This is a genomic window from Streptomyces sp. NPDC058086, from assembly GCF_042885015.1.
Taxonomy (GTDB): Bacteria; Actinomycetota; Actinomycetes; order Streptomycetales; family Streptomycetaceae; genus Streptomyces.
Genome location: NZ_JBHVST010000034.1, coordinates 1 through 22872, shown reverse-complemented (window position 1 = coordinate 22872; position 22872 = coordinate 1). Strand labels below are relative to the sequence as shown.

General features: G+C 67.6%; 26 protein-coding genes and 1 pseudogene. 9 read left to right on the top strand and 18 right to left on the bottom strand.

What is annotated here, in order from left to right:
- Window positions 1–100 precede the first annotated feature (100 nt).
- A complete protein-coding gene (locus ACFVWD_RS25585) occupies window positions 101–1093 on the top strand; it encodes a LysR family transcriptional regulator (RefSeq protein ID WP_389599259.1) in 993 nt (330 codons plus the stop codon).
- Between the two features lie 181 nt (window positions 1094–1274).
- Here ACFVWD_RS25585 and ACFVWD_RS25580 read toward each other — a convergent pair whose 3' ends face one another.
- The 7 genes from ACFVWD_RS25580 to ACFVWD_RS25550 form a co-directional block, all read right to left on the bottom strand.
- Window positions 1275–2216, bottom strand: coding sequence for a VOC family protein (locus ACFVWD_RS25580; RefSeq protein WP_389599258.1), 942 nt, complete (start codon window positions 2214–2216; stop codon window positions 1275–1277).
- A gap of 291 nt (window positions 2217–2507) precedes the next feature.
- A complete protein-coding gene (locus tag ACFVWD_RS25575) occupies window positions 2508–3278 on the bottom strand; it encodes a YciI family protein (RefSeq protein WP_389599256.1) in 771 nt (256 codons plus the stop codon).
- Window positions 3279–3509: 231 nt separating this feature from the next.
- Entirely contained in the window at window positions 3510–5135 is a 1626-nt protein-coding gene (locus tag ACFVWD_RS25570; protein ID WP_389599254.1) for a hypothetical protein, read from the bottom strand.
- On the bottom strand, window positions 5132–5542 hold the full coding sequence (locus tag ACFVWD_RS25565; RefSeq protein ID WP_389599252.1) for a hypothetical protein: 411 nt from the start codon (window positions 5540–5542) through the stop codon (window positions 5132–5134). The genes ACFVWD_RS25570 and ACFVWD_RS25565 overlap by 4 nt, the downstream gene beginning before the upstream one ends.
- Window positions 5543–5836: 294 nt before the next feature.
- Window positions 5837–6622: an FAD:protein FMN transferase gene (locus ACFVWD_RS25560; protein ID WP_389599250.1), complete on the bottom strand. Its 786-nt coding sequence runs from the start codon at window positions 6620–6622 to the stop codon at window positions 5837–5839.
- Window positions 6619–7080, bottom strand: coding sequence for an FMN-binding protein (locus ACFVWD_RS25555; protein ID WP_389599248.1), 462 nt, complete (start codon window positions 7078–7080; stop codon window positions 6619–6621). The genes ACFVWD_RS25560 and ACFVWD_RS25555 overlap by 4 nt, the downstream gene beginning before the upstream one ends.
- 32 nt (window positions 7081–7112) lie before the next feature.
- Window positions 7113–8474 (bottom strand): ferric reductase-like transmembrane domain-containing protein, encoded by a 1362-nt coding sequence (locus ACFVWD_RS25550; RefSeq protein WP_389599246.1) that lies wholly within the window; start codon window positions 8472–8474, stop codon window positions 7113–7115.
- A gap of 279 nt (window positions 8475–8753) precedes the next feature.
- On the opposite strand from ACFVWD_RS25550, the gene ACFVWD_RS25545 reads away from it, so the two are divergent.
- The 4 genes from ACFVWD_RS25545 to ACFVWD_RS25530 all read left to right on the top strand — a co-directional run bounded on the left by ACFVWD_RS25545 (window position 8754) and on the right by ACFVWD_RS25530 (window position 12113).
- Window positions 8754–9974: a sensor histidine kinase gene (locus tag ACFVWD_RS25545; protein WP_389599244.1), complete on the top strand. Its 1221-nt coding sequence runs from the start codon at window positions 8754–8756 to the stop codon at window positions 9972–9974.
- Window positions 9971–10642, top strand: coding sequence for a response regulator (locus ACFVWD_RS25540; protein ID WP_389599242.1), 672 nt, complete (start codon window positions 9971–9973; stop codon window positions 10640–10642). The genes ACFVWD_RS25545 and ACFVWD_RS25540 overlap by 4 nt, the downstream gene beginning before the upstream one ends.
- Before the next feature lie 126 nt (window positions 10643–10768).
- A complete protein-coding gene (locus ACFVWD_RS25535; protein ID WP_389599240.1) occupies window positions 10769–11536 on the top strand; it encodes an SDR family NAD(P)-dependent oxidoreductase in 768 nt (255 codons plus the stop codon).
- On the top strand, window positions 11523–12113 hold the full coding sequence (locus ACFVWD_RS25530; RefSeq protein ID WP_389599238.1) for a TetR/AcrR family transcriptional regulator: 591 nt from the start codon (window positions 11523–11525) through the stop codon (window positions 12111–12113). The genes ACFVWD_RS25535 and ACFVWD_RS25530 overlap by 14 nt, the downstream gene beginning before the upstream one ends.
- Before the next feature lie 299 nt (window positions 12114–12412).
- Here the strand turns inward: ACFVWD_RS25530 and ACFVWD_RS25525 are convergent, their stop codons facing one another.
- The 4 genes from ACFVWD_RS25525 to ACFVWD_RS25510 form a co-directional block, all read right to left on the bottom strand.
- Window positions 12413–14410: a TniQ family protein gene (locus ACFVWD_RS25525; RefSeq protein ID WP_389599236.1), complete on the bottom strand. Its 1998-nt coding sequence runs from the start codon at window positions 14408–14410 to the stop codon at window positions 12413–12415.
- A complete protein-coding gene (locus ACFVWD_RS25520; protein ID WP_389599235.1) occupies window positions 14407–15243 on the bottom strand; it encodes an AAA family ATPase in 837 nt (278 codons plus the stop codon). Before ACFVWD_RS25520 ends, ACFVWD_RS25525 begins: the two co-directional genes overlap by 4 nt.
- Before the next feature lie 483 nt (window positions 15244–15726).
- A complete protein-coding gene (locus ACFVWD_RS25515) occupies window positions 15727–16935 on the bottom strand; it encodes an FAD-dependent oxidoreductase (protein ID WP_389599234.1) in 1209 nt (402 codons plus the stop codon).
- The gene (locus ACFVWD_RS25510) at window positions 16932–17393 is read right to left on the bottom strand and encodes a hypothetical protein (RefSeq protein WP_389599232.1); all 462 of its coding nucleotides are present in this window, start codon (window positions 17391–17393) and stop codon (window positions 16932–16934) included. The genes ACFVWD_RS25515 and ACFVWD_RS25510 overlap by 4 nt, the downstream gene beginning before the upstream one ends.
- Before the next feature lie 100 nt (window positions 17394–17493).
- On the opposite strand from ACFVWD_RS25510, the gene ACFVWD_RS25505 reads away from it, so the two are divergent.
- Window positions 17494–18108, top strand: a complete 615-nt coding sequence (locus tag ACFVWD_RS25505; RefSeq protein WP_389599231.1) for a PadR family transcriptional regulator — start codon at window positions 17494–17496, stop codon at window positions 18106–18108.
- 139 nt (window positions 18109–18247) lie between these two features.
- Here ACFVWD_RS25505 and ACFVWD_RS25500 read toward each other — a convergent pair whose 3' ends face one another.
- Window positions 18248–18412: a relaxase domain-containing protein gene (locus ACFVWD_RS25500; protein ID WP_389599229.1), complete on the bottom strand. Its 165-nt coding sequence runs from the start codon at window positions 18410–18412 to the stop codon at window positions 18248–18250.
- Window positions 18413–18433: 21 nt separating this feature from the next.
- On the bottom strand, window positions 18434–18775 hold the full coding sequence (locus ACFVWD_RS25495) for a hypothetical protein (protein WP_389599227.1): 342 nt from the start codon (window positions 18773–18775) through the stop codon (window positions 18434–18436).
- A 292-nt stretch (window positions 18776–19067) separates the two neighbouring features.
- Here ACFVWD_RS25495 and ACFVWD_RS25490 point away from each other — a divergent pair, with 292 nt between their 5' ends.
- Window positions 19068–19214 (top strand): hypothetical protein, encoded by a 147-nt coding sequence (locus ACFVWD_RS25490; RefSeq protein ID WP_389599225.1) that lies wholly within the window; start codon window positions 19068–19070, stop codon window positions 19212–19214.
- 49 nt (window positions 19215–19263) lie between these two features.
- Here the strand turns inward: ACFVWD_RS25490 and ACFVWD_RS25485 are convergent, their stop codons facing one another.
- The 4 genes and pseudogenes from ACFVWD_RS25485 to ACFVWD_RS25470 form a co-directional block, all read right to left on the bottom strand.
- Complete coding sequence (locus ACFVWD_RS25485; RefSeq protein WP_389599223.1) at window positions 19264–19554, bottom strand: hypothetical protein; 291 nt, start codon at window positions 19552–19554, stop codon at window positions 19264–19266.
- 591 nt (window positions 19555–20145) lie between these two features.
- Entirely contained in the window at window positions 20146–20445 is a 300-nt protein-coding gene (locus tag ACFVWD_RS25480; RefSeq protein ID WP_389599221.1) for a hypothetical protein, read from the bottom strand.
- On the bottom strand, window positions 20442–21689 hold the full coding sequence (locus ACFVWD_RS25475; RefSeq protein WP_389599219.1) for an ISL3 family transposase: 1248 nt from the start codon (window positions 21687–21689) through the stop codon (window positions 20442–20444). The genes ACFVWD_RS25480 and ACFVWD_RS25475 overlap by 4 nt, the downstream gene beginning before the upstream one ends.
- A 42-nt stretch (window positions 21690–21731) precedes the next feature.
- A pseudogene (locus ACFVWD_RS25470) lies at window positions 21732–21890 on the bottom strand (Uma2 family endonuclease); the annotation flags it as partial.
- Between the two features lie 33 nt (window positions 21891–21923).
- On the opposite strand from ACFVWD_RS25470, the gene ACFVWD_RS25465 reads away from it, so the two are divergent.
- Window positions 21924–22133 carry a hypothetical protein gene (locus ACFVWD_RS25465; protein ID WP_389599217.1) on the top strand — a complete coding sequence of 70 codons (210 nt, stop codon included), beginning with the start codon at window positions 21924–21926 and terminating at the stop codon, window positions 22131–22133.
- On the opposite strand, the gene ACFVWD_RS25460 is transcribed toward ACFVWD_RS25465, so the two are convergent.
- Window positions 22130–22375, bottom strand: a complete 246-nt coding sequence (locus ACFVWD_RS25460; protein ID WP_389599215.1) for a hypothetical protein — start codon at window positions 22373–22375, stop codon at window positions 22130–22132. The genes ACFVWD_RS25465 and ACFVWD_RS25460 overlap by 4 nt on opposite strands.
- Before the next feature lie 87 nt (window positions 22376–22462).
- Here ACFVWD_RS25460 and ACFVWD_RS25455 point away from each other — a divergent pair.
- On the top strand, window positions 22463–22872 hold a 410-nt coding region (locus tag ACFVWD_RS25455), incomplete at its 3' end, for a transposase (protein WP_389599213.1).

Genomic DNA, 22872 nt, shown 5'->3' with positions numbered 1-22872 from the left:
TACTATCGGCTCGAGTACCGGGCCCAAGGCGTCCCCGTTCCTTGGACAGGTGATCATGACGTCAGGCGTGAACCTTCGTAAGTTCGACCTCAACCTGTTGGTGGCGCTCGACGCCCTGCTTCACACCCGCAGCGTCACCAAGGCAGGTGAGCAGCTGAACCTCACGCAGTCGGCCGTCAGCGCCGAGCTGCGCCGGCTGCGGCGCATGTTCGACGATGAGCTGCTGACCCGAGTCGGCCGCCACTACGAGCTGACGCCACTGGCGCAGACCCTCATCGAACCGGTGGAGGACGTGGTCGCCAGGGTTCGGCGCACGATCGAGCACCGGGTCACGTTCGATCCCGCCGTGGCGTCGCGCCGCTTCTCGCTGGTCATGTCCGACTACACGATGCTCCGGATTCTCCAGCCCGCCGTCCGTCGTGCGGCGGCCCACGCGCCGGGCGTCGGCATTGAGGCACGCCAGCTCAACGATCTGGTGCCCCGGATGCTCGGACAGCATGGCGCCGATCTCGTCATTGGCGCGGGCGTGGATATGGACGGGATCCACTCGCAGCGGCTGTCCACCGAACGGTTCGTATGTATTGTCTCCGCCGACAACCCGGACGTCGGTGACGAACTGCCCCTCAGTCTGCTCGAGTCCCTCCCTCATCTGGCCATCGCCTGGCAGCCATGGATGAGCGCTCTCCTCGCGCAGAAGCGCGGAACCGGCTCACTCATCAGCGAACTCTCCACCTTCCTCGGTCCTCGGCCGGCCGAGGACCGGTGCGCTGACCGCCGTAGGGACGTCGTCGCCGACAGCCTCATGCTGGCGCCCTTCCTGGTGCAGGGAACCCGGCTGGTCGGACTGGTCCCGGAGCGCCTCGCCCACCACTTCCGCGACGTTGCCGACCTCAAAGTGTTCGAGCCGCCGTTTCCGATGCCGGAGCTCCACGAGACGATGTACTGGAGCGATCTGGCCCATACAGATCCGGCGCACGTCTGGCTGCGACAGATGATCGCGGATGTCACCGCCGACGAGGCCGACACCGGATCGTCGCTCTTGCCGGGGCGGGAAGCCGATGACCGAGTGCTCTCCGTCGTCGGGGCACTCTGAGGGGCGCGAAGCCATAGGGCCGCGGAGGAAGTCGCCGCGGCCCTACTCAGTGAATCTGCCCGTACCGGGCCTCGGCCGTCACGGTTCTCCCGCTCACCGTGGCATCCGTTGGCTGATGGGCGGGCCACTGAGATCAGGTGTGGTCGGGGGAAAATCCGCAGGACCAGGTCAGCCGGGTCGCTCAGACCGGCGGAGCGATGAAGGCGCTGTGGTCGGCCTCGTTGTGGGTCTCCTTGCCGATGGCCTCCTCCATGGGGTTGTTGGCCGTGCCCCACTGGTCGGACACTCCGTCCTTGGACGGGTCGTAGACGTGTGGGTGCCAGGTGTCCTCGTCCAGCAGTTCCAGCTCCGTCGTGTACTCGACCATGTTCCCCTGCGGGTCCAGGAAGTAGCTGAACGTGTTGTCGCCCGCGAAATGCCGACCCGGCCCCCACATGAACGTGGCACCGGACTTCTTCACTCGGCCCGTACCACGCATGTACTCGTCGAGGCCGCGCATCTCGAACGAGATGTGGTGCAGCGACTGGTGCGGAGCCGCGGCGATCGCCATGGAGTGGTGCTGCGGGTTCATCCGCATGAAGTGCATCGCGTCCCCGATCTTCGGGTGCCGGATGGTGTCCGACAGTGCGAAGTTCAGATGACGCTCGTACCACTCACGCGTCTTGTTGATGTCCGCGGAGTTGAGCACCACGTGCGACAGCCGCACCGGGATCGACTCGCGCTCCTCGATCCGCCGGTGCTTGCGCGGTGACACATCGGCCGTCACCTCCACCGTGCGCCCGTCACCGTCGAAGAAGCGGAAACCGTAGCCGCCGCCCGGCGTGTCTATCCGGTCCGGCTGAGTGATCAGCCGGACGCCCCCGGCCAGTAGCTTCTCCGCCAGCGCGTCCACGTCCAGCGTGGTCGCCGCACCGTAGGAGACGAGGTCGAGCCGCTTCTCCTCGGACTTCCGCAGGCGCACCACGTACTGCTCCGGACTGCCCTCCGCGGCCAGGAAGGAAATGCCGGAATCCTCCGCGACCTTGGTAAGACCCCAGACCCCGGAATAGAACTCAAGCTCTTTTTCGTAGTCCGGCACACCGATGTCCACGTGCCGGAGGTGAGTGATAAGGCGGTCGGTCATGATCGTCCTTCGCTGATCGACGACGGCGGAGCGGTGCGGTATTCACAGAGCTACGGCAGGCTCCGGATCGAGATGAGCCCACGCGGTGCAGCATCGACGGGAATACCCTCCCGGATATCAACTCTGCCAGCCTTCTCGCGCCTCATGAAATTGATTCCATTGATGCTGGATATTCACGGGGTCACTGGCGTGCGTATGTTGCGCTTTTCGGGCAAAGCGTGCCCTTGGGGGTGTAGGGATCATTCATGGCAGGTATCGACGTCATGCGTGGGTCGGGGAGCACGAGCTTCTCTAGCGCTGCCCTGTTTGCGCACCCTCGATGAGATCCCCCAGGACCGCCCTGTGGCGTGGCGTGGCCTTTCGTCGCGGATAGTGAATGCACCACTCGAAGTAGCGGAAGTCCGACACAATGCCCCAACGGTAAAGGGCGTCCATCTCGTTGTGGAACTTCGCCATCTCGATCGAAGGAACCGCGAGGATGTGCAGGGCCTTGTCGAGGTCGGCGTTCGGGCCGCACGCCCAGGTGATGCCCATCGTCGCCGTTCCGCCCTCGCCGTACAGGTTGTAGAGGTGCAGCAGTTGGAAGAGCGGACGCGGGGCCTTGCCCTGTTGCCAGTCCTTCATCGGCTCCAGGTCGAAGGTTCCGTATGACGCGATCAGTGTCCGCGGGGTCGTCACCTCGACTTCGACCTCCTGTACCTGCTCCGGCATGAACGGCAGCCGGCTCTTGTACAAGGGCGGATGGATGTGCCACTCGAAGTACGAGTCGTCGTGGAAGGCCCCGGCTGCGTACAGCGGGTCGGCCCGCATCAACTTCTTCGCTTCCTCCAGGCTTTCCGTCCGGTATATGTACAGGATTTCAGTGAAGTCGGCCGAAGGTCCGGCCTCGTAGAACGCGTCGCCGAGGCCGTCGCTGTACGACAGATGACTCTCGTAGACGGGTCGGATGTCTTCAGGGAGCTCAGATCCCAGGCCGAACCTGGCGTGCAACGCGGCGGCGACGTCGGCACGCACTTTCGCCGAGCAGACGAAAAGGATCTCGGGGACCGGTTCGGTCGGCACCAGCCTCAGGGTCCGCAATTCGCCGGGAACGATCCGTTGGGAAGGTTGATCAGCCATGTGGTTCCATTTCCTGAGCGAGGATGTCGTTCGCTGAGAAGCTGACACGGAAGCCCACGGCAGGACCACCACGTGATTCATGAACATCGTCCATGCCTGGGATTTCCGGCAGTCATGCGCCGGTGCCGGATTCGACGTCCGCTGTGGTGCGTCCGGCGGCGGCGCGGGAACGGGCTAGCCGGGCTGACGGGTTCCCGTGAGGTGAAGGGCGTCGGCCTGTCGGCGGCGCTTCTCGTCGTCCGGTGTGGTGCGTGAACGCCCCCATCGGCTGCCCAGCCAGCCCAGGAGGAAGGCGGCCGGGATGGAGATCAGACCGGGGTTGCGCACGGGGAGCCAGGCGAAGTCCGCGTTGGGGAGAAGGGAGTTGGGGTTACCGGACATCGCGGGTGAGAAGAGCGGCAGCAACACGGCCAGCACCACTCCTCCGAAGACGGTGCACAGCAGCCCGCTGCGGTTGTATCCGGGCCAGTACAAGCTGTAGACCAGCGCCGGAAGGATGGCAGAGGCGGCGACGCTCGTGGCGAGCTGCGAACCGAAGCCGGTCGGGGAACCTTGCAGCACGACGGCTATCAGGACGCCGAGTCCACCGAGAGCGAGGGACGCGGTGCGTGCCACGGCGATTTCCGTGCCGGCGGCGGACGGACGGCGGCGCACGACATGAACATAGACGTCGCGGGCGACCGATGAGGCCGCGGCCAGGGTGGTGCCTCCGATCACGGAGAGCGCCGTGAGGAAAGCCGCGCAGGCGACGGCGGTGAACAGCAGGTTGCCCAGGACCGTTTCCTGCCCGCCGAGCAGGGAGCGGGTGATCAGCAGGAGAGAGGTGTCCCCGTCGGCGTCGCCGCTCTTGATTGTGTCGCTGCCGAGCACGGCGGAGGCTCCCAGCCCCAGCAGGACGAGCGCGAGGCAGACCACGGCGACGACGATGGCGGTGTGCCGGACCGAACGTCGCGCGGCGGCTCCGTCCCGAGCGGCGTGCACCCGCAGGAGGATGTGCGGCATACAAGCCGTGCCCAGTACCAGCACCAGCTGCAGTCCGATCAGGTCGACACGGCCCTCGGCGCTGTGCCCCAGCAGGTTTCCTGGTTGCAGGTAGTGGTCCTGTCCGCTCCCGCGCGCGGCCTTGGACACCAGCGTGTCGAGGTTGCCGTGGAAATGAACCAGCACTGCCAGACTGCTCACGGCCAGCGCCGCGAGAGTGACCGCACCGCAGAGGATCTGCACCAACGTGAGGCCCCGCATGCCGCCAAGAGCGGCACAGAGCACCACCAGCACCCCGAGCAACACCGTGCAGACCTGCTTTGCGCCGAGCGAGGAGAGGCCCATGAGCTGGGCAGTGATGGCGCCGGCGCTGTTCAGCTGAATGGCCAGGAAAGGCACGCAGACGCCCAGCGTCGCCACAGCGGCGGCGATTCTCGGCGCGGTACCGGAACTCCGGAGGGCGAAGAGGTCACCCAGGGTGTGCGCGCCGCTCTGCCGAAGCGGCCTGGCGAACAGGATCAGGACACCGAGGGAGAGCACTAGATCCACGGCCATGGTGATGCCGTCGAAGCCGCTGATGGCCACGACTCCGGTGACGTTCAGCAGGACCGTGGTTGCCAGGTAAGTGCCGGAGAGAGCGGCACCGTTCCTCAAAGGCGAGAGTGTCTGCGAGCCGACGTGGAAGTCGGCCGCGCTGTTGCCGTCCGGTCCTCCCATGATGGACAGGAACAGGGCGATGACGATGAATCCCAGGAAGCCGACCACCACGAACGACGGGCTGCCGGCGCTGACCACACTTTCGGCTGCGGACCAGGTCACGGGTTCCTCCCCGGTCTGGCGAAGAGCGTGTGCGGCCCTTGAGGGAGAAGCTCTGCGGTTTCGCCGGCGGCAAGCCGGGTGAGCGGCTCCAGGCGACGGGCGCACTGGCGGTCGTACCGGTCGACGGTCCACAGCAGGACGAGCGCCTGTATCAGGCAGAGCAGCAATCCCACGGTCAGGGGACCGGGGAGCACGGTGGTGCTGAACACGTCACTGCCGGTCAGACTCAGTACGGAGATCAGCGCGAAGCACATGGTATTGGCACCGACGAGCGCGCGATCCAGTCTCTGCGAGACCTCGCGGATCTTGGTGAGGGCGATGCTTCTCGCATCGGGGTGGGCCCCGTCCGGATCGTGCAGCGGGTGGGATGTACGTGGGGACGAACGCAACGGTTCCGCCAATGTCATCAGAAGGCTGCCTGGAGCGGCAGCGGAGTGGAAGTGGGTGACCCTCCGCACCGCGCACGGGGATGCCGGTCGGCGAACTGGCTGCGGTCGGAGGGCGGGGCCGGACGGCTCACGTCGTACGACGGCGATGGGTCGCACACGAACCGGGACGGCGACGTTGGTTCACGTGGCCGCCCTCTCCATTACCTACTGTGCGCAATCGACGGCGATTAGTGAAATTGATTCCGTCAATGTCCTTTATCGATGGTGCAATTGGGGCAGCTTGTTCTGAGATTCATTTGGTCGCCAGTCGGCTCAGCGCGCGGGAGCGGTCGCCATGTAGGTGTGGAAGCCGGACGTGTACCGCAGTTCGCCATCGGGCAGTACTGCCAGGGCCTCCAGATCCTCGGCCGCCTCAAGGGCGTCGAGCCAGTCGGCTCCCATGGCGAAGCCGGCCGTGGCCCAGATGTCGGCCCGGGCCAGGTCCCTGCTCACGACGGTGAGCGAGGCAAGGCCCGTTGCCGGCTTGCCGGTGTGCGGGTTCACGATGTGGCAGCCCCGCTCCGCGGTGCCCGAAGTGGCTACGGCGAGCCCTTCGTGCGCGACGATCGCGGCCAGGCGGCCGGGGCGCAGCGGATGCGCGATGCCGATGCGCCAGGGTTGACCCGGCGCGGGGCCGCCTGAGGTCTGGACGTCTCCGCCTCCGCAAACGCTGTGCCGGAGTGAGCCCGCGGCCCGCAGGATCCGGGACGCCTCCGTGACCGCCCATCCTTTGACATAGCCGCAGGGGTCGAGGCGGCCGGCGGGTCTGAGGCTGAACCACCCGCTCGTCTCGCGTTCTGCGTCGGCGCAGGCCGCCAGCACCCGGGCGACTTCCGGCTCGCAGGTGTCGAGTGTGACTTCGCCGCGGTCAAGGCGGCTGACAGCGCTGTCCTCCCGGTACGTGGAGTACAGCGCGTCGATGCGGTGAAGTCGGTCAGTCGCCTGGTGCAGCGCGTCCTCGATTTTCCGGCGTTGTCCTTCTGTCTCCGCGTCGCGGACATCGAAGGAGAACACGGTGCCCATGACGTGCACGATCCGGCGCAGCGGAACGCCACTCACAAGCCCGCCTTGTCGATCGCGCTCTGCAGGGACTGGGTGTAGCCGTCGCTGGTGTAGGTGGCTCCGGAGACCACGTCTATGTGGGAGCTCTGGGCTGCTATCGCCTCCTGGCGGAGCTGTGGCAGCGCCCGGCTGTTGAGCATCTTGTCGACGGGGTTTTCCTTGGGGTACTCCGGCACGGAGATGTCGGTGATCTTTCCGTCCTTGACCGTGATCTTGACCTGGATCGGACCATATCGCGTGTTCGCCGCGTCCCCCGTGACGGTCCTGGCGGCCGAAGCGGAGCCGCTGCCAGACGTCGCACGGGGGCTTGCACCGCTCGCCAGCGGGCCACTGGCGACGGCGCCGCCTGTAGTCGGAGGCGAGGGGTTGGAATCGGCGACGGCTGTCTTGAGGGAGAGCAACAGCACCACGCCTGAGGCGGTGGCGGCGGTGGTCACGATGAATCGGCGCACCATAACTCCTACGAGCGTGCGGGTGGGTGATGGACTCAGAAGGCGAACGACTCGAAGTGGATGCGGCTGCGCGGCACCCCGGCGGAGCGGAGTGCGGCCACGGCCGTGGCGGTCATCGACTCTGGCCCGCAGAGGAAGACATCGTGCCGGGCCAGATCGGGAATGATGGTTTTCAGGTTCTCGGCAGTGAGAAGCTCGCCCACCTTGCTGCGCCGCCCCACGAGGAACTGAAGCCGCGCACCGCGCTCGGCCGCGATGGCTTCCAGCTCGGATCGGAAGAGTATGTCCTTCGAGTGGCTGGCCCGATACAGCAGGGTCAGGTCGCCGGCGGCGGCTGGCAGCGTCTCGAAGAGCGCCCGTAGCGGCGTGATGCCGACCCCGGCCGCCAGGAGCAGCACTTTGGGCGAACGCCGGTGTGCCGCCGTAAAGGCCCCGTACGGCCCCTCCGCGCGGACCCTGGTGCCGGGCTTCAGCCGGGCGGCCGCTGCGCTGTGATCTCCCAGCGCCTTGACGGTGAAGCGCAGGTACTCCGGGTTGGCGGGGGCCGAGAGCGAGTACGGGTGAGCGGTCCAGCGCAGGCCGGGTGCCATGAACTGCAGTCGGAAGAACTGTCCGGGCTTGGCCCGGAGTTTCTCCAGCCGCCGCCCGGTGACGAAGACGGAGACCGTGCCGGGGCCCTCCCGCCGCACCTCCGCCACACGCAGCCGGTGCCGCAAGTCCGAAAGAAAAGGCACGCAGAGACGGAACCAGCAGACCAGCAGCACCGCACCGAGATACAGGGTCTGCCAGGCCAGACTCGCCAGGGGCTCGACGAACTGGGCTCCATCGGAGATCTGGTGGGCGAAGGAGAGCGCGACGGCGAGGTAAGTGCCCAGGTGGATATAGTACCAGGTTTCGTAGCGAAGCCGACGACGGGCGGCACGCGCGGAGGTGATCGCCACCGCGAAGAGAAGGAGGGTGCCGACGGTGGCTTTGAGCATGTCCGGGTAGTGGAAGACGATGTCCACCGTTTCCGTCATGATCCCTTTCCCGCCCGTCAGCGCGTAGCCCCAGATGATGAGCACGATGTGCGCGAGGAGGAGGCCTGTCAGGTACCGGCCGCCCATGGCGTGCCAGCGGGCGATGCGGTCGGTGCCGATTCCCCGTTCGAGGAAGGGCAGGCGGGCCATGAGCACGATGAGTACGGGGGCGGCGTATCCGGCCAGCAGTCCGGTGATCCGACCGGCCTCACTGAGCCATGCACCACTGCCCGAGATGGACTCGGTGTTCTCCCACCACAGGCCTGTCACCGCGATGGCGCCGGTCCAGATGACGGCGAGTACCGCGGCCGGCATGGTCCTGCGGACGAGGGAGGTCCCTGAGGTGATGAGTCCTGTGTCCTGGGCATGGGATGCCATGGCTTCCTTCACGGTATAGATCGACGGGCCTGCCAGGGGGGCGGCTTTTTGCGCTGTGGCAGGAGGCGGGAGGCAGAAGGCAGGAGATGCTGCCGGGCCGCGGCAAAATGAGTTTTCCTGAAGGCCTTTGGTGTGTCGTCGCGCGAGCGCGGTGCTTTTCCGTACCGCGTCCGGGCTACCGCTGGCACGGAGACAGCCGTCGAAATACCGCGGCTGCGGTAGGTGTGAGTGACGCGTCGGGGCGACATCTCCGCTGCCGGTGGTGTTTACGCTGGGTGCATGTGGACCGCAGTACGCTGCTGGGCGCGGCGAAATCCCCTGATCGTCGATCTCGCGTTGGTCGGCGTGATCTATATGTGCACCCTGATCGCTTTCGGGGCGCGCTTCTCGGCGCTGCCGTCCGCCCATCCAACCGCGCTGGACGCCCTTCTCGCCGCTGCCGCAACCGTGCCGTTGCTGGCACGACGACGCGCGCCCTTTTGGGCGCTCGGCATCGCGACGGCGGTATGCGTGATCGTCCAGGCCTCCGGCGGAGATGTCGCTCCTCTCGTCACCCCGTTGAGTGCGGCCCTGTACAACATGGCGGTGCGCACTGAGCGGCGCACCGCCTGGGCTGCGGCAGCCGTAACGGCGGCATGCACGATCGGGCCGGCCGTGCTCTGGGCACCTGGCCTGCTCTTTGGACCCCAGCGCCTTGGCGCGCTCACATGGATTGGACTGGCCACCGCCGTGGGCGACTCGGTACGCGGCCAGCGCGCCTACGTGAAGGCGTTGACTGAGCGCGCGACGCGGGCGGAGCGCAACCGCGAGGAAGAGGCCGCCCGCCGCGTCACCGAGGAGCGGATGCGTATCGCGCGGGAACTGCATGATGTGGTGGCCCACGAACTCACTTTGATCACCACCCAGTCCAGTATCTCCGTCCATCTAGGACAACGTGATCCGGCGGTATTGGTGGACAACCTCGTAGCCATCCGCGACCACTCCAAGCAGGCTCTCGACGAACTGCGCGCGATCGTGGGCCTTCTCACCCAGCCGGGAGATGGCGCTACGCCGCGGGATCCGGTCCCAGGACTTCACCAACTCGAAGAGCTGGTGGCGTCGTTCGCCCGTGCCGGGCTTCGGGTCGAGGTCGTCAAGGAAGGCGAGAAGCAGCCCCTTCCGTCGGCGGTGGACCTCGCCGCGTACCGCATCGTCCAGGAGGCACTGACCAATGTGCGCAAGCACGGCGGTGTGGACGTTGCCTGCGTCCGGGTCGGCTTCGGGCGCGACGCCGTACGCCTCACTGTCGAGAACGGTGGGTCCGTCAATGCCGCGGCACCGGACAACAGTGCTTCAGGGGGCACCGGACGGGGCCTGATCAGCATCCGGGAGCGAACGGCGGCGGTGGGAGGCCAGGTTGTTGTGGGTCGTCGTCCGCAGGGCGGGTTCTCCGTGGACGCCCGGCTGCCCTTTGCCCGCCCCGTCCGCCTGACCGAGCAGTCGAGCGGAGCCGGCCGGTGACCATCCGTGTCGTACTCGCCGATGACCAGGCGCTCCTACGGGGCATGATCCGGCTGCTGATCGACAACACGCCCGGCATGGAGGTGGTCGGCGAAGCCGCGAACGGCGCCGATGCCGTGGCGCTGGCTCGGGAGCACCGTGCGGACGTCGTGCTGATGGACATTCGCATGCCTGAGGTCGACGGTCTGGAAGCGACTCGGATGCTGACGTCGGACGAGTACTTGTGCGACGTGAAGGTGCTCATCCTCACCACTTTCGAGGTCGATGAGTACGTCGCTGAGGCGATCCGGGCTGGGGCCAGCGGATTCATCGGCAAGGGTGCCGATCCGGCCGATCTGGTCGGCGCGATCGAGACGGTGGCGGCCGGCGAATCACTGCTCTCCACGGCGGCGACCCGCGCCCTGATGGAGCGCTTCCGTCATCTGTCCGAGCCAATTGGTAATCGTCGACCGGAGCAGATGGAGCTGCTCACTCCCCGCGAGCGGGAGACGCTCACGCTGGTCGCCCGGGGACTGACCAACAACGAGATCTCCGCGCGCCTGCAGCTGAGCCCGCACACGGTGAAGACCCACGTCAACCGGACGATGGCCAAGCTGGGCGTGAGCGACCGCGCCCAGCTCGTCGTCATCGCTTATGAGAGCGGCCTTGTTCGACCAGGCCAGCTCTGAACACGACCGGCCCGACCTGACAGACGGTGATCCCGGTGCCGCCGCGGGGTCTCCGTCGTGTCCGATGAGGCGAGACTCTGTAATAGAAGTTTTTTCTAGAACAAGATTATGGTTACGCTGGCTGCCATGAAGACAGCAGTCGTGACTGGCGGCAATCGGGGTATCGGGTACGCGGTGTGCGAGGCGCTGGCTGACAAGGGCTACCGGGTCGTCGCGGTGGCGCGTGACCCCGCCGCGTCGGTGCCTCAAGGAGTCGAGCTGGTCCAAGGCGACCTCGCCTCGCGGCGGACGGTGGACGCTTTGGCGAAGGACCTGGCGGTAGAATGTCCCGCCATCGACGTGCTTGTCCACAACGCGGCCCTGTGGCCGACCGAACTGCAGCACAACGAGGACGGCATCGAGGCCTCGTTCGCGATCAACCACCTGGCGCCGTTCCAGCTGAACCTGGCACTGGAGTCGCGGCTGCGGCGCGTGGTGCAGGTCAGCGCCGGCCTCTACACCAGGGGCGAGATCGATCCGAACCGCACCCCGTGGGGCAAGGACTTCAGCAGTTCCCGCACGTACTGCGACACCAAGCGCGCGAACGTGCTGATGATGCCGCTGTTCGCGGAGCGTTGGAAGGACACCGGCGTGACCATCGACGCAGTGCATCCCGGCGTGATCCGCACCGGTCTGGGCGATCGAGGTGGCGCGCAGGGCGTGATGCTCCGCCTGGCGAAGCGGCTGTGGCGGGGCCCGGCCGCGGGCGCGGCGCCCGTGGTGCGCCTGGCGACAGACACCACAGGCACGGGACGCTACTTCAACACCCACAAGGAAGAGCCCCTGCAGGGCGACCCCGAGTTGGCCCGTCGGCTATGGGACCAGGCACGGGAGCTGACCCGTGCCAACGGCTAAGCAGCGGCGGGGGGAGGAGACCAGGCAGCGCCTGTTGGATGCCGCGCTGGCCGCACACGAAGCGGGCGAGACGACCGTGCAATCCGTCCTTGCGAGCAGCGGGGTAAGCCTCGGCAGCCTCTACCACCACTTCGGCAGCTTCGACGGGCTGGTCGCGGCCCTGTACGCCCGATGCCTGGGAGAGATGCTCGATGCGACCGTGGCCGAGATGGAGCGGGCGAGGACGGCCCGCACCGGAGTGACCGCGGCGGCCAAGGCCTACCTTGCGTTCACCATGGACCGTTCTGCTGAGGCACGAGTGATCCACCTGTCGGAGTACATCGCCTACCGACCCGCGCACGCCGAGGTGATCGCCGAGGCCAAGCGCCCCCGCATGGCCCGTATCTCCGCGTGGCTGGCACCGCACATCGAGGCCGGCTCGATCGTGGACCTGACGGATCCGCTGATCGAGATGGTTCTGGTCGGCCCGCTCGCGGAACTGTCCCGCAGGTGGCTGAGCGGTGCAGACGTCGACCTCGACAGAGCCGCCAAACTCCTTCCGCCGCGGATCTGGGCGGCACTGCGTGGTGGCGAGTAGCCGGATTCCTCATGCCCCCACGTTGCCGCCCCACGACCGAGTCTCGACTCACCGATCAGTAACCGGTCCGCGACTGCGGAGCGAAAGCGGGGATGCCATCTGAGCTGAGGCAACGGGACTTTTCGAGCGGGCTCGACTGCTGCGCCTGTTCGTGAGACCGCTGCATCGACGTCGCGGACAACAGTGGTGCGGCACACGCGACGACCCGCGTCGGTGAGGGAGCACTTCTGCGAGTGAACACGCCGTCTCACCGCTGTAGCGCAGAGGTGACGCCGAGCTCTGACGAGTTCCGATGTCTGTCACAAGCTCCTGCCGCTAAACCTGGGCGAGCATGCGGCATCGAAAACGTCAACGTCCTGCGGGGTAGCGGGTGTGCCGTTGTCGCAATACGAGCCGAGGGCTTTCGCGTAGTCGGCGACGCGGTGCAGGAGTTCCAGACGCGTGTCATTCCGGTTGGCCGGACTGAGGAATCGGGCGGTCTTGTCGGCCAGCCTCGTGAGATCGGTCCTGGCTGTACCCGAAGCTCGGAGGAGGGGGCACAGCAGGTAATCGGACTGGGTTGCCTCGGCCCATACCAGCACGGTGCCGAGCATGATGTCGTCCAGGGAGGTGAGCCGATTCGCTTGCGGGAGGCCATCACAGAGCGCTGCCCAGTCGGTGCGCGGCATCTGCCAGGTGGCCAGAGAGCGGCGACGTCGGGCGTAGTTGACGCGTCGGGGTAGTTCATCCAGATGCTGGACCAGTCGTTCGGCGATCTCCTCGAAGCGGGACCACAAATCGCTGTCGCCGAACTGACCGCGGAGTTTGACGAGCGCGCTGCGGGCTCGTCCTTCGGGGATGTCCAGAGCGCGGGCACACTCGACCCAGGACCCTCCGATAGTCATCTCGACCAGCTTGAGCGGTGCCGCTCGGCGCAGATGGCGGACGGTGTAGAGGTTGGGATGGGGCACGTGATCAGCGAAGTCCGCGAAGAACGTGTCGTACCAGCCTTGGGGCAGGTGAGATGGGACTTCCTCGGCGGTGAAGTGACAGTCCCGCGAGGCGACGCGCAGATTGGCGTACTCCCACGGCCCCGCGGCGTGGAAACCGTGTGCTCGCCGCACCATCGCCCGGGCCAGGGTCGGCGAGAAACCGGGACGGCTGAAGAAGGAGCGGCACGCGCCCGCTGGCGCGTGTTCCAACGCGAACCGGGCCAAGGGGCGGATGAGAGTGCGCAGTTGGGCTGGGCCGTCTGCTGTGCGGAGCACTTCCTCAGCGGCCAACAACAGTGCGCCGCACTGGGCACTTCCCTGCGGCGCAGTCCACAGGGCTGCGAGGTGCGAGGTGGACTTGGGCCGGGGCGTGCGCAATTCTGCATGCAGAGGGCGGGCATGGCTGTCGATGAGGGAGGCAAGGGCATCCGAGGGCGCCAGACTGCTGCCGGCAGGCCAGCTCAGCTTGATGAGTTGAGCGGTGTGTACAAGGTTCTGGAACGAGGGAGTGCCTGCTGAGGACCCCTCCACATTCTCGTCGGAATGAAGTGACAGCCGTGCGTCCAGCCGACGCTGCAGGCCGAGGAGGCGGTAATGGTCTTCGCTGGGGAGCATGGCCGGACTGTGATCGCCAGCCTCTTCCAACCGGGCGCCACAGGGGTGGGGCCGTACGCGCCGGTTGTCCTGCCCGCTTAGGAGGTTTCGGCACTGGAGTGGATGCAGGATGTGTGCGCTGCCGGGTTGGGTGATCAGGGTTGCACGGCCCTTGTACGACTGGGCCAGGTCAGACCGACAGCTGGGACAACGGCTGTGTAGGAGCTGACGGTGGATTGTGCAGGCGAAGACGAAGGGCAGGTGCCAGCGGAGGTTCCACGGGCCGCCGTACGCTTCCTGCACGGGACTGCCGTCACCGTTGAGGCACTGTGGGCAGAAGCGGCTCGACTGACTGACTGCCCAGTTGGACTCGTAGAGATGGCTGACGCTGCCGAACATCCCCGGCCGACTTTCGGGCTGACGAGATGTGTTGCCCCGCATGGTTTGTAGCGCGGGGAAGATCCCCATGTAGCGGCGCAGGCCGAGGTTCTGCGCCTCAGGGACGGAGAGGCCTGTTACTCGCGCGAATTCAGCAACCGTCTCCGGGGGTAGTTCGAGCAGGTAGTCAGCTGCGAGACGGCGTTGGCCATTGGTCGGGAGACCACAGAGGTGTGCCACGCGGGCGAGGGAGCGCCCGAGCCGGTAGGCGAGCCGGAGGAGGTACCCGGGCAGGGACTCCTCCGGCAGCGGCTCCAGGCTGCGGGCCAGGGGACGGTGCCACACCTCGGTCATCCGGCGTCGGCCGCGGCCGGGCCGTCATCGTCGAACACGGTGTTGCGGCCGCGAGACTGTTTCTTCTGTGTCGGCTCATGGGGCGGGATGTTGGGCTGCTCGCCGGATCCCGCGTCGAGGTCGGGCATGTCGTCGGGGGTGACGGTGAACTGGTTGAGCAGCTCCTTCGTCAGGCGTTCGCTCTTGTCCTTTATGGCGCGGCGGCAGCCGTGCTGGACGAGCTTCTCCAGGATGCCGACGACGCCCTTGGTGCGGTTGAACAGGTACTCGGGCATGTCGCCCTCGGTGAGCATGCCAGTGGTGCTGGTCAGCAGCCGCAACTCGCCTTCCAGACGCCGAAGATGGGCCATCCAGGCCTCCATCCCCGCAGGTGTGACGTACCTAAACGGGCCGAGGTCGACGACCTGGAAGCGGCGTTCGTGCTGGCTGGCGGCGTGGTCGTTGGGGCTGCGGCCGCGGTCCTTGACCGGCTCGTAGATCCACTCCTGGGTCTTGGGGTCGCGGCGGCCTTCGCGTAGCAGGCCCGAGGTGGGGATGCCGACGCCGACGAGGATGAGAGTGACGGGCATGCTCATCATTTCGCGGATCAGGTCGAGGACGTCCTGGTCGGCTTCACGGTGCAGTTTGAGGCGGGTGATGTCGTCGATCACGAGGGCTTTCGTGGCGTGCTCGATGACCGCGGTCTTGACGGTGCGCACAAGGTCTTCCAGGCGCATCCCCTTGTAGTCCTCGCCGTAGAAGTCGAGGATCCGCTGGCAGGTGGAGATGGGCGTGGCCTTGACCGGGCACCGTACGTAGGCGACGGGGGCGACCAGGTCGCGGGTGCCGGGCATGGCGTCGGGGTTCGCCTAGTTGTGGAGGGCCAGCCACTCTTCCTGGAAGATGGCCAGGGCTTCGCAGATCGCGTGACCCCTGCGCAGAGTCCAACCTCACCGAGACGTCAGACCTCGGATCAGCCGCCCGTTGAGACGATGCCGGTTGAGCCCCTGACAACTGCCCAGCGCTGCTTGGACTCCGACGTCAACCCCCGAAGGATTTCCGGAGCCGACCACTTAGTGATCGGCGCTTCTGACCACGTTGATGTCAGCGGTTGATGTCAAAGGCCCCCCCGGGATGATCCCGGGGGGGCCTTTGACCTGTGTGCACTCGGCAGGATTCGAACCAACCTGCCACCCGCGTCGGGAGTCTGGACGAACGACAGGGAGCTGGCCGCGGCCATAGCCCCGGGTGACCGATCGGACTCCACCCGGCCGGCGCAGGCGCGGTGCTGGACCTGTGCGCGGGCGGCAGCCCGTTCCCGGCGGACGGGCTGGAGTTCACGTGAGCGGGGCTGCCGTCGCGTCCCAGTCGATGTGGTGGTCGAACTGCCAGGCCATCTTCTCCGGGTTGATCAGCTTCATGGTCGTCGGCATCACGAGGTCGCGCAGGGCGCGGCCGACCGGGCCCGCGGTCTTGTTGCTGTTCGTGCGGGCGCCGAGCTTGATAATGCGTTCGACGCGGGGTCGGCGCAGTTGTTCGTACGCCGCGAAAGCCTGGTCGTAGGGCAGGTCCCGCAGGCAGCGAGCCAGTTCGACGGCGCTTTCGGCGGCGATGGAGGCGCCCTGTCCGGAGCTGGACGAGGCGGCGTGGGCCGCGTCGCCGATCAGGGTCATGCGGCCGTGGGTCCAGTTCGCGACCCTCGGCATGTTCTCCATCGGGCCGGTGATGAGGAGTTGGCCGACGTCGGTACGGCTGATCATTTCGAGGGCCGGGGTGCGGTCGTCGGCGAAGGCGGTCCGCAGGGTGCGCATCCACTCCTCCGCGCCGATCGCCTGAGCCTCGGCGACTGTCATCGGTGCGCGGTGGGGCAGGTTCACGAACCACACCGCCGAGGAGTCGTCGAAGACCTGGTAGCCGAAGAACGCGCGCTTGCCGAAGCACATGTACATGACGCCGTCGGTGGAGGGCATCCCTGACCGGTCCATCCGCGCTCCGAAGCACACCAGGCCGGCGTAGTTCGGCCGCGGTGCGGCCGGGTCGATCAGGGAGCGGACCGTGGAGCGGATGCCGTCGGCGCCGATCAGGATGTCGGCGCTCGCCTGTGTACCGTCCGCGAAGTGCGCGGTGACGCCGGAGCCGGTGCCTGTCGTGCCGGTCAGCCGCTTGCCGTGGTGGATGGGAACGGAGCGGCGCTCCGCCTCGTCGTAGATCGCCCGGTAGAGATCGGCGCGCCAGACGAACTGCAGGGACGGGAGGCGGGAGGGCGGGGCGAACCGCGCGAGGTGTTTGCCCGTCCAGCTCCGTAGCCCCATGGCGGTGACCGGGGTGCCGATGGCGCGGACGAGGTCGCCCGCGCCGATCGCGTCGAGGGCGTTCTGGCCATTCGGGGCGATGGTCATGCCGCCTCCGGCCCCGTCGGCCGTGTGGTCGTACGCCTCGTGGACGGCGGCCTCGATACCTGCCTGGCGGAGCGCCATCGCGGCGACCGGGCCGGCGATACCGCCGCCGACGACGAGTGCGGTGCGGGCCTTGCCGATGCGGGTCATGACTGGTGCCCCCTCGAAGGGTCGTCGATCGTCGGTATGCCGCCGCTCTTGTGCGCGCGGCGCACATCCTGGAAGTACGCACGGGAGAACATCGCCGACAGGATCGCGATGCCACCGCGGTGGATGCGGATCTCGCTGTTCGTCGCAGAGCCGGACAGACGGACCCGGCGGCCGGCCGTCGTGTTGTGGGTGGATGAGGACTGGGAGTCCTTGACCTTGCCGCGGGCGGTCCACCTCAGGTTCCAGTGGTCGATGGCGGTGGCGTCGTCGACGAGCAGCTTGACCATGGCCCGGTCCATGGCGAGGTGGATCTCGACGTCGTCGGGGAGGCCGGGGGAGCGGAGGTCGAGGACAGCGGTGCCATGGCGGGCCTTGATCTCGAAGCGGCCGGCCTCGGTCCAGTTGCCGAGGTGCTTGACGAGGTCGTGGTCGGAGTGGATGCGCTCGGTGCGGGACATCTCGGTGGTTCCTCTCGGGGCTGTGTCGCGTTGACGATTTGATAGTTTCACTGAAACTAGTATCTCGTCAACTAGTCATTCCGGGGCTAAAATCGAGTCCATGACCACATCCGCTCCCCGCAGCTCCCCCCTCGCCCTGACCGTCCTGGCTCTGCTGCACTACAAGCCGCTGCATCCGTACGGCATCCAGCGGCTGGTCAAGGACTGGGGCAAGGAGCAGGTCGTCAACGTCAGGCAGCGTGCGAGCCTCTACCGCACGATCGAGCGGCTCAATGGCGACGGGCTGATCACGGTCCGCGAGACCGGCCGCGATCAGCAGTACCCCGAGCGGACCGTGTATGAGGTCACCGACGCGGGGCGCGAGACCGCCCGCGCCTGGCTTGAGGAGATGCTCTCCGCGCCCAAGGAGGAGTTCCCGGAGTTCCCGGCCGCCCTCTCGAACCTTCTGCTGCTCACGTCCGACGAGATGGCGGACGTACTGGAGCGGCGGGTCGACGCCCTCGCGGAGCAGCTCGACGGTCTGGAAGCGGCCATGGCCGCAGAGGCGGAGCAGGGGCTGCCGCGCATCACCCGCCTGGAGACCGAGTACCTGCGGGCCGTGACGGCCGCGGAGCTGGAGTGGGTGCACGCGGTAGTCGAAGACCTGCGGGCTGGCAGGCTCTCGTGGTCGAAGGAGCAGCTGGACGCCCTCGCGGCGGGGCCGGTGCAGGAGTGAGCCCGCCCCCCGGCGCGTCCCGGGAGGCCTGAGCGTTGCGTTCTCGCGGGGTCGAACCCCAGCCGTTCGTCTCACTTCCGTGTCCTTTGGGCCGGGCAAGGGACATCGCCTGTGAGAAAAGGACACGGAAAATGCGAACCTACAGGTTGCCCCACTGCCCGTCCGGCCGCCGCACCTTCACCGAGATCAGCGCATGCTCATGCAACAGGGGCTGACCGGACCGGGATTCGTAGTGGCAGAACACCGCGACGACCAGGCCGTCGAGGACCGGGGCACGGTGACGGCCGGCGCTCCCCCACCGCACTGTGGCAACCGACTCCTCCAGTCAGGCAAGCGCCCTGCTCCGCCCGATCTCCTGGCACAGCTCCAGCACACCGCGGGTGTCGTCGTCGACCAGCCCCCATGCCACCTGAGCGGTCGACGGCGCCCGGAACCCCAGATCCAGGGCGAGGACCGCGTTCTCGATCTGCTCGATCGGCCGCCCCAGAACAGTCGCCCGCCGTGCAGCCTTGGGGTCCAGCCCCGCGTCCCGACGCTCGCGCTCGATCCGGTCGGCATCCGGGTGCCGCCCCTCACCCAGGAGGAGTTCGGCCTGCCGCTCGGTCACGACGGCACCGGGTGCCGAGCGCAGCCAGACACCGGCCCCACCAGCGCCCGGCCGGGACACCGGCCTCCTCCTGCGCGGCGAGCAGCGGCTTGCCCGCCGGGCGCCGGCCGTCGCCGACCATGACCCCACAGAAGAAGTAGCGGCAGCCAGACCCGGCGTGCATCGTCGCGATACTCAGCATCCGGCCATGAGACACGGCCTGTGACCTGCAGAGATACGCGATCCCGTGAGGCGGGAGAGTTCACCAGAGATTCATGGCCGGTCCCGTCCGGAGGGCGCCGGCGGCGACCTCCTGCCCGCACAGCGGGCTGCCTCACATGCCTTCGCCGCCGCTATGGGTGAGGCCGTACAAATGATGCGTCGGAAGCTCAACGTGCGTCGAGCGACGTACGTTCACTTCTCGCTGTTCGCCGGCCTGGCTGCGGCGACGGCCGCGCACGCGGCGACGGAGCGGGCCGCGCGTGAAGCCCGCAAGGAAGCCCGCCGGAACGACGCCTGATGCGCACCGTCTGCGTCCGATCCTCGCCGACGTCGAGGCCGGAGTGCGGTCACCCGAACCACGCCGCGCGCTGCTGCGCCGCTTCATCGAAACCGCCGCTGCCGAGACCGGACAGACCACCAGGCCCGGCCTGCCGCGCTGGCTCGACGTCGGCCCCGACCTCCTCAACCGGAAGGGCTTCCGCGTACTGAGGCTCGGCCGTGTTCTGCGCGGCACGCGGAGCCTCGCGTCGGAACGCGTCCTTCAGGTAGAGCACGGCGACGGCGCCGAGCACCCACAGCGGGAGGATCACCAGGGCGCGGGTCAAACCGTCGTTCTGAAACCCGGACAGCCCCTGCATCGCGCGGACGCCCACCCCGACAGGCAGGACCTCAGACAGCGGGTGCAGCCAGGACGGAAGGTACGCCGCCGGCAGGACCCCGCCGCTGCTGGCATTGCCGAGGATCAGCAGGAGTATCGAAGCAAGACTGACGCCCGCAGCTCAGCAGCCACCCGAGGTGACGTCCTCAGCCGGCGTTGTCTTGTGCGGCGGCCCTGACCTGCGGCGAGACAAAGCCGAGTCTGGCGAACGGCTCCCTTGCGTTCCTGGTCGCATGGATCGTCCAGGGGGATCCTGGAGCTGTGGCAAGAAAGAGCGTCCAGAGTTGCAGTCAGTGCGGCAGCCCGCTGCCCCAGGGCAGCCGGAAGTCACGCCGGTACTGCTCAGCGGCCTGCCGCACGAAAGCGTGGAGACGGAAGCATGAGCGGGAGGAGTGGTGGCGGAGCAATCCGGAGTTCGCCGTCGCCTTGCGTGAGGGCCGTCAGTACCGCCGGCCGAAGAAGCGGTGCCCGGTCCGTCGGCGAGGTCACGGGCGGCAACCGCAAGCGGGTGGATGCCCTGTACTGCTCACCGAGGTGCCGCACCCGGGCCTATCGCCAGAGGCAATCGCGTTCAGAAGGCGTCACACCGTGACGCCCGGCCTTCGACGGGCCCGGAGGACCATTCGGTGCTCATGCCGAAGACGACGGCGTCGAGGTCGGTGATCAGCCCGGCGGCGAAGGAGGCCAGGCCGCACTGCTGGTCGGCGCAGACATCGGCGATCCATCCGGGCAGCCGGTCTCCTTCACGGTTGGTCATGATGGTCGCGAACGTCCGGACGTGGGCGGTGGCGGCCGTGAGCTCGGGCGAGCGGGCCAGCAGCGTCTTGAGCTGCAGTTGGTCGTCGTCGCGTAGGTGGTCGGGGTGGCTCATGATCCAGCGGGTGGCTTCGCGGGGCGAGGGAGGCCGGGCCATCGGCGGCCGGTTGGTGGCGGGTCGGCGTCCGGGACGCAGCGGATGGACGTAGTCGCGCAGAGTGCTGTAAGCGCAGCGGGCCCCACGTTCTTGCAACTCGCGGTGGAGGCTCGACAGGTTCGTGCGGCCCTCGGCGATCCGTTGCTCCAGGTAGGGCCGGTAGCGGTCGAGTTTGCTGGTCCGGTCTTGCCACTGGCCGTGCAGCATCGCCTCCGGGCTGGCGGCGCGAGCGTACTTGCGCACCGTGTTGCGGCCCGTCCGAGCCGGCGGGCGACTTCGCGCAGGCTCAGGCCCTTCTCGACCTGGGCGCGGACCGCGGCGTGGGTATCGCGGAGCCGGTCGAGGAACTTCCCCGGCGGGTAGGGCTCGGGTGGCTCCTGGCCGACGGAGGTCGGCACGGGCCCCGGTTCGGGTTCGGGCGAAGGTTCCGGCTCGACGAGGTCGCGGAGGAGCGAGCGTTGGTGGGAGACCAGGCGTTCGACGGCTTCGCCGAGGTTGTGCCAGACATGCCACTTGTCTGCGCAGTGCCGGGCCTGCGGGGCGCCGGTGCGGGCACCTTCGGCGAAGAACGCCGCGCGGTCGCGGCAGACGATCTCGACGCCGGGGTGCTCGCGCAGCCATGTGGCAAGGGTCTCGGCCTCGCGGTCGGGCAGCAGGTCCAGGGGCTGGTGGGTCTCGCAGTCGATCAGGATGGTGCCGTACCGGCGTCCCTTTCTGGTCACGAACTCGTCCACTCCCAGCACCCGCGGCACCGCCCAGGCCGGCTCCGGCAGCGCCATCACCACGCGCAGCACGGTCATCCGGCTGACCACGATGCCCAGCATCAGCCCCAGCCGGACCACGGCGCGCGCGGCCAGGACGACACCAAGAGCACCGACGATCCGCTGCAGGACGGGCGTTCGCCGACCGTAGCGGCTGGTCAGCCCCTCGACCTGCTCGGCGAAGGTCACCCTCGCGCAGTCGCTGTTGTCGCAGAACAGCCGGCGCACCAACAACTCGATGAGCACCGGCTGGGTGCCGACCGGCGCATCGGCGATCCTGCGTCCGTAGCGGCTGTGCACCCGTGTCGACAACGCCTCGCACCCTGGACAGACGGCTGCGGTCCCGTCCTTCGTGCTCGCGGCGATCCGCAGCACGCCGCTCTCCACCACCACGCGTTCCACCAGCACCGTTATCAGGTGCGGGAACAACAACTCCGGCAAGGTCTCACACGACCGAAGGATGATGCCCAGCATGACGGAGCGTCACCGGCGCACGGCAGCAGTCATGATCCGGTCGGTGGTCTCCGAGCCTGGCGACACCACCTCCGCGACCAGCAGCACGTGCTCAGGGCGGGTAGGGGTGACGTCGATCGTGTCTGCGCGGTACATGACGACGTCCGGGCGGCGATTGGTGAGCGGCAGGGCCAAGGAGGCAGGCGAGACTCGGCATCAGTCATGGCCCGCGCCGTTGAATGGATCTTCGCCACCGCCGGAAAAAGGACTGAGCTGGCCAAGCGTGTCGGCTGGGCTGCCGACCTGGTGTCCCGCCTGGCGGGGGTCACCGACCACGAGGAGCAGCACTGGGCGCGGGGTTCCACCTGCACGCTCACGCCAGCCCTCCACGGTGGGCAGATCCCGAGGTACGCGGTACCCGCCGATGGCTAATCGTTGCTTCCGAAGAATGACCCCCGCACATGGCTCCATGCCGAAGGACCGAACGTGGCCTCGGGTACTGCCGAAGAGTCCGGAAGGGTCCGCCAGACCATCAAGGCACCACTGGGCAGGACCTCATACTTGTACACCGCGGCGCCAGGCTCGTCTTCATACGGCATAGCCAGGGCTTCTCGGTCTTCATGGCGATCGACGTCCGCGATCGCCTCCGGCAAGAGAATGACGTAAACGCTCATTCCTCGACGGTATGGCGGGCCAGCAGGTTCCGCCTGCCAAGTGGTGGTGGACATCTATCTTGAAGGTCGGTCTCCACGGACTCGGCGGTGGCGCCACGCCGGCTGTGTCCGTGGGACGACGCGATCGCCGTCACCGCCGCCCAGGTCCGTGAAGTGTTCCAGCGGCTGTATGTGGCAGGCCAGTGGCAGATCGGTGACCCGCCCGTCCTGGTCGTCGTCGATGCCGGCTATGACGTGACGCGGCTGGCCTTCCTGCTTGCGGACCTGCCCGTGGAGCTGCTAGGCCGGATGCGTTCGGATCGCGTCCTGTACTTCCCGCCCGCGCCGCAGCCGGCGGGCAAACGCGGGCGCAAGCCCAAGCGCGGGGCGGAGTTCGCGTTCGAGGTTGCCGCCACTCAGCCAGTCCCGTCCGTCACCACGGTGACCGACACCACCCACTACGGGAAGGCCGTCGCGACTGCCTGGGACCGCCTGCACCCGCTGCTGGTCAGGCGCTC

Excerpts from the sequence above, each read along its gene's own strand:
- ACFVWD_RS25580 (WP_389599258.1), bottom strand. The coding sequence starts at position 2,216 with ATGACCGACCGCCTTATCACTCACCTCCGGCACGTGGACATCGGTGTG.
- ACFVWD_RS25565 (WP_389599252.1), bottom strand. The coding sequence starts at position 5,542 with ATGACATTGGCGGAACCGTTGCGTTCGTCCCCACGTACATCCCACCCG.
- ACFVWD_RS25555 (WP_389599248.1), bottom strand. The coding sequence starts at position 7,080 with ATGGTGCGCCGATTCATCGTGACCACCGCCGCCACCGCCTCAGGCGTG.
- ACFVWD_RS25550 (WP_389599246.1), bottom strand. The coding sequence starts at position 8,474 with ATGGCATCCCATGCCCAGGACACAGGACTCATCACCTCAGGGACCTCC.
- ACFVWD_RS25545 (WP_389599244.1), top strand. The coding sequence starts at position 8,754 with ATGTGGACCGCAGTACGCTGCTGGGCGCGGCGAAATCCCCTGATCGTC.
- ACFVWD_RS25535 (WP_389599240.1), top strand. The coding sequence starts at position 10,769 with ATGAAGACAGCAGTCGTGACTGGCGGCAATCGGGGTATCGGGTACGCG.
- ACFVWD_RS25525 (WP_389599236.1), bottom strand. The coding sequence starts at position 14,410 with ATGACCGAGGTGTGGCACCGTCCCCTGGCCCGCAGCCTGGAGCCGCTG.
- ACFVWD_RS25520 (WP_389599235.1), bottom strand. The coding sequence starts at position 15,243 with ATGCCCGGCACCCGCGACCTGGTCGCCCCCGTCGCCTACGTACGGTGC.
- ACFVWD_RS25515 (WP_389599234.1), bottom strand. The coding sequence starts at position 16,935 with ATGACCCGCATCGGCAAGGCCCGCACCGCACTCGTCGTCGGCGGCGGT.
- ACFVWD_RS25510 (WP_389599232.1), bottom strand. The coding sequence starts at position 17,393 with ATGTCCCGCACCGAGCGCATCCACTCCGACCACGACCTCGTCAAGCAC.
- ACFVWD_RS25505 (WP_389599231.1), top strand. The coding sequence starts at position 17,494 with ATGACCACATCCGCTCCCCGCAGCTCCCCCCTCGCCCTGACCGTCCTG.
- ACFVWD_RS25490 (WP_389599225.1), top strand. The coding sequence starts at position 19,068 with ATGATGCGTCGGAAGCTCAACGTGCGTCGAGCGACGTACGTTCACTTC.
- ACFVWD_RS25485 (WP_389599223.1), bottom strand. The coding sequence starts at position 19,554 with ATGCAGGGGCTGTCCGGGTTTCAGAACGACGGTTTGACCCGCGCCCTG.
- ACFVWD_RS25480 (WP_389599221.1), bottom strand. The coding sequence starts at position 20,445 with ATGAGCCACCCCGACCACCTACGCGACGACGACCAACTGCAGCTCAAG.
- ACFVWD_RS25465 (WP_389599217.1), top strand. The coding sequence starts at position 21,924 with ATGGCCCGCGCCGTTGAATGGATCTTCGCCACCGCCGGAAAAAGGACT.
- ACFVWD_RS25460 (WP_389599215.1), bottom strand. The coding sequence starts at position 22,375 with ATGAGCGTTTACGTCATTCTCTTGCCGGAGGCGATCGCGGACGTCGAT.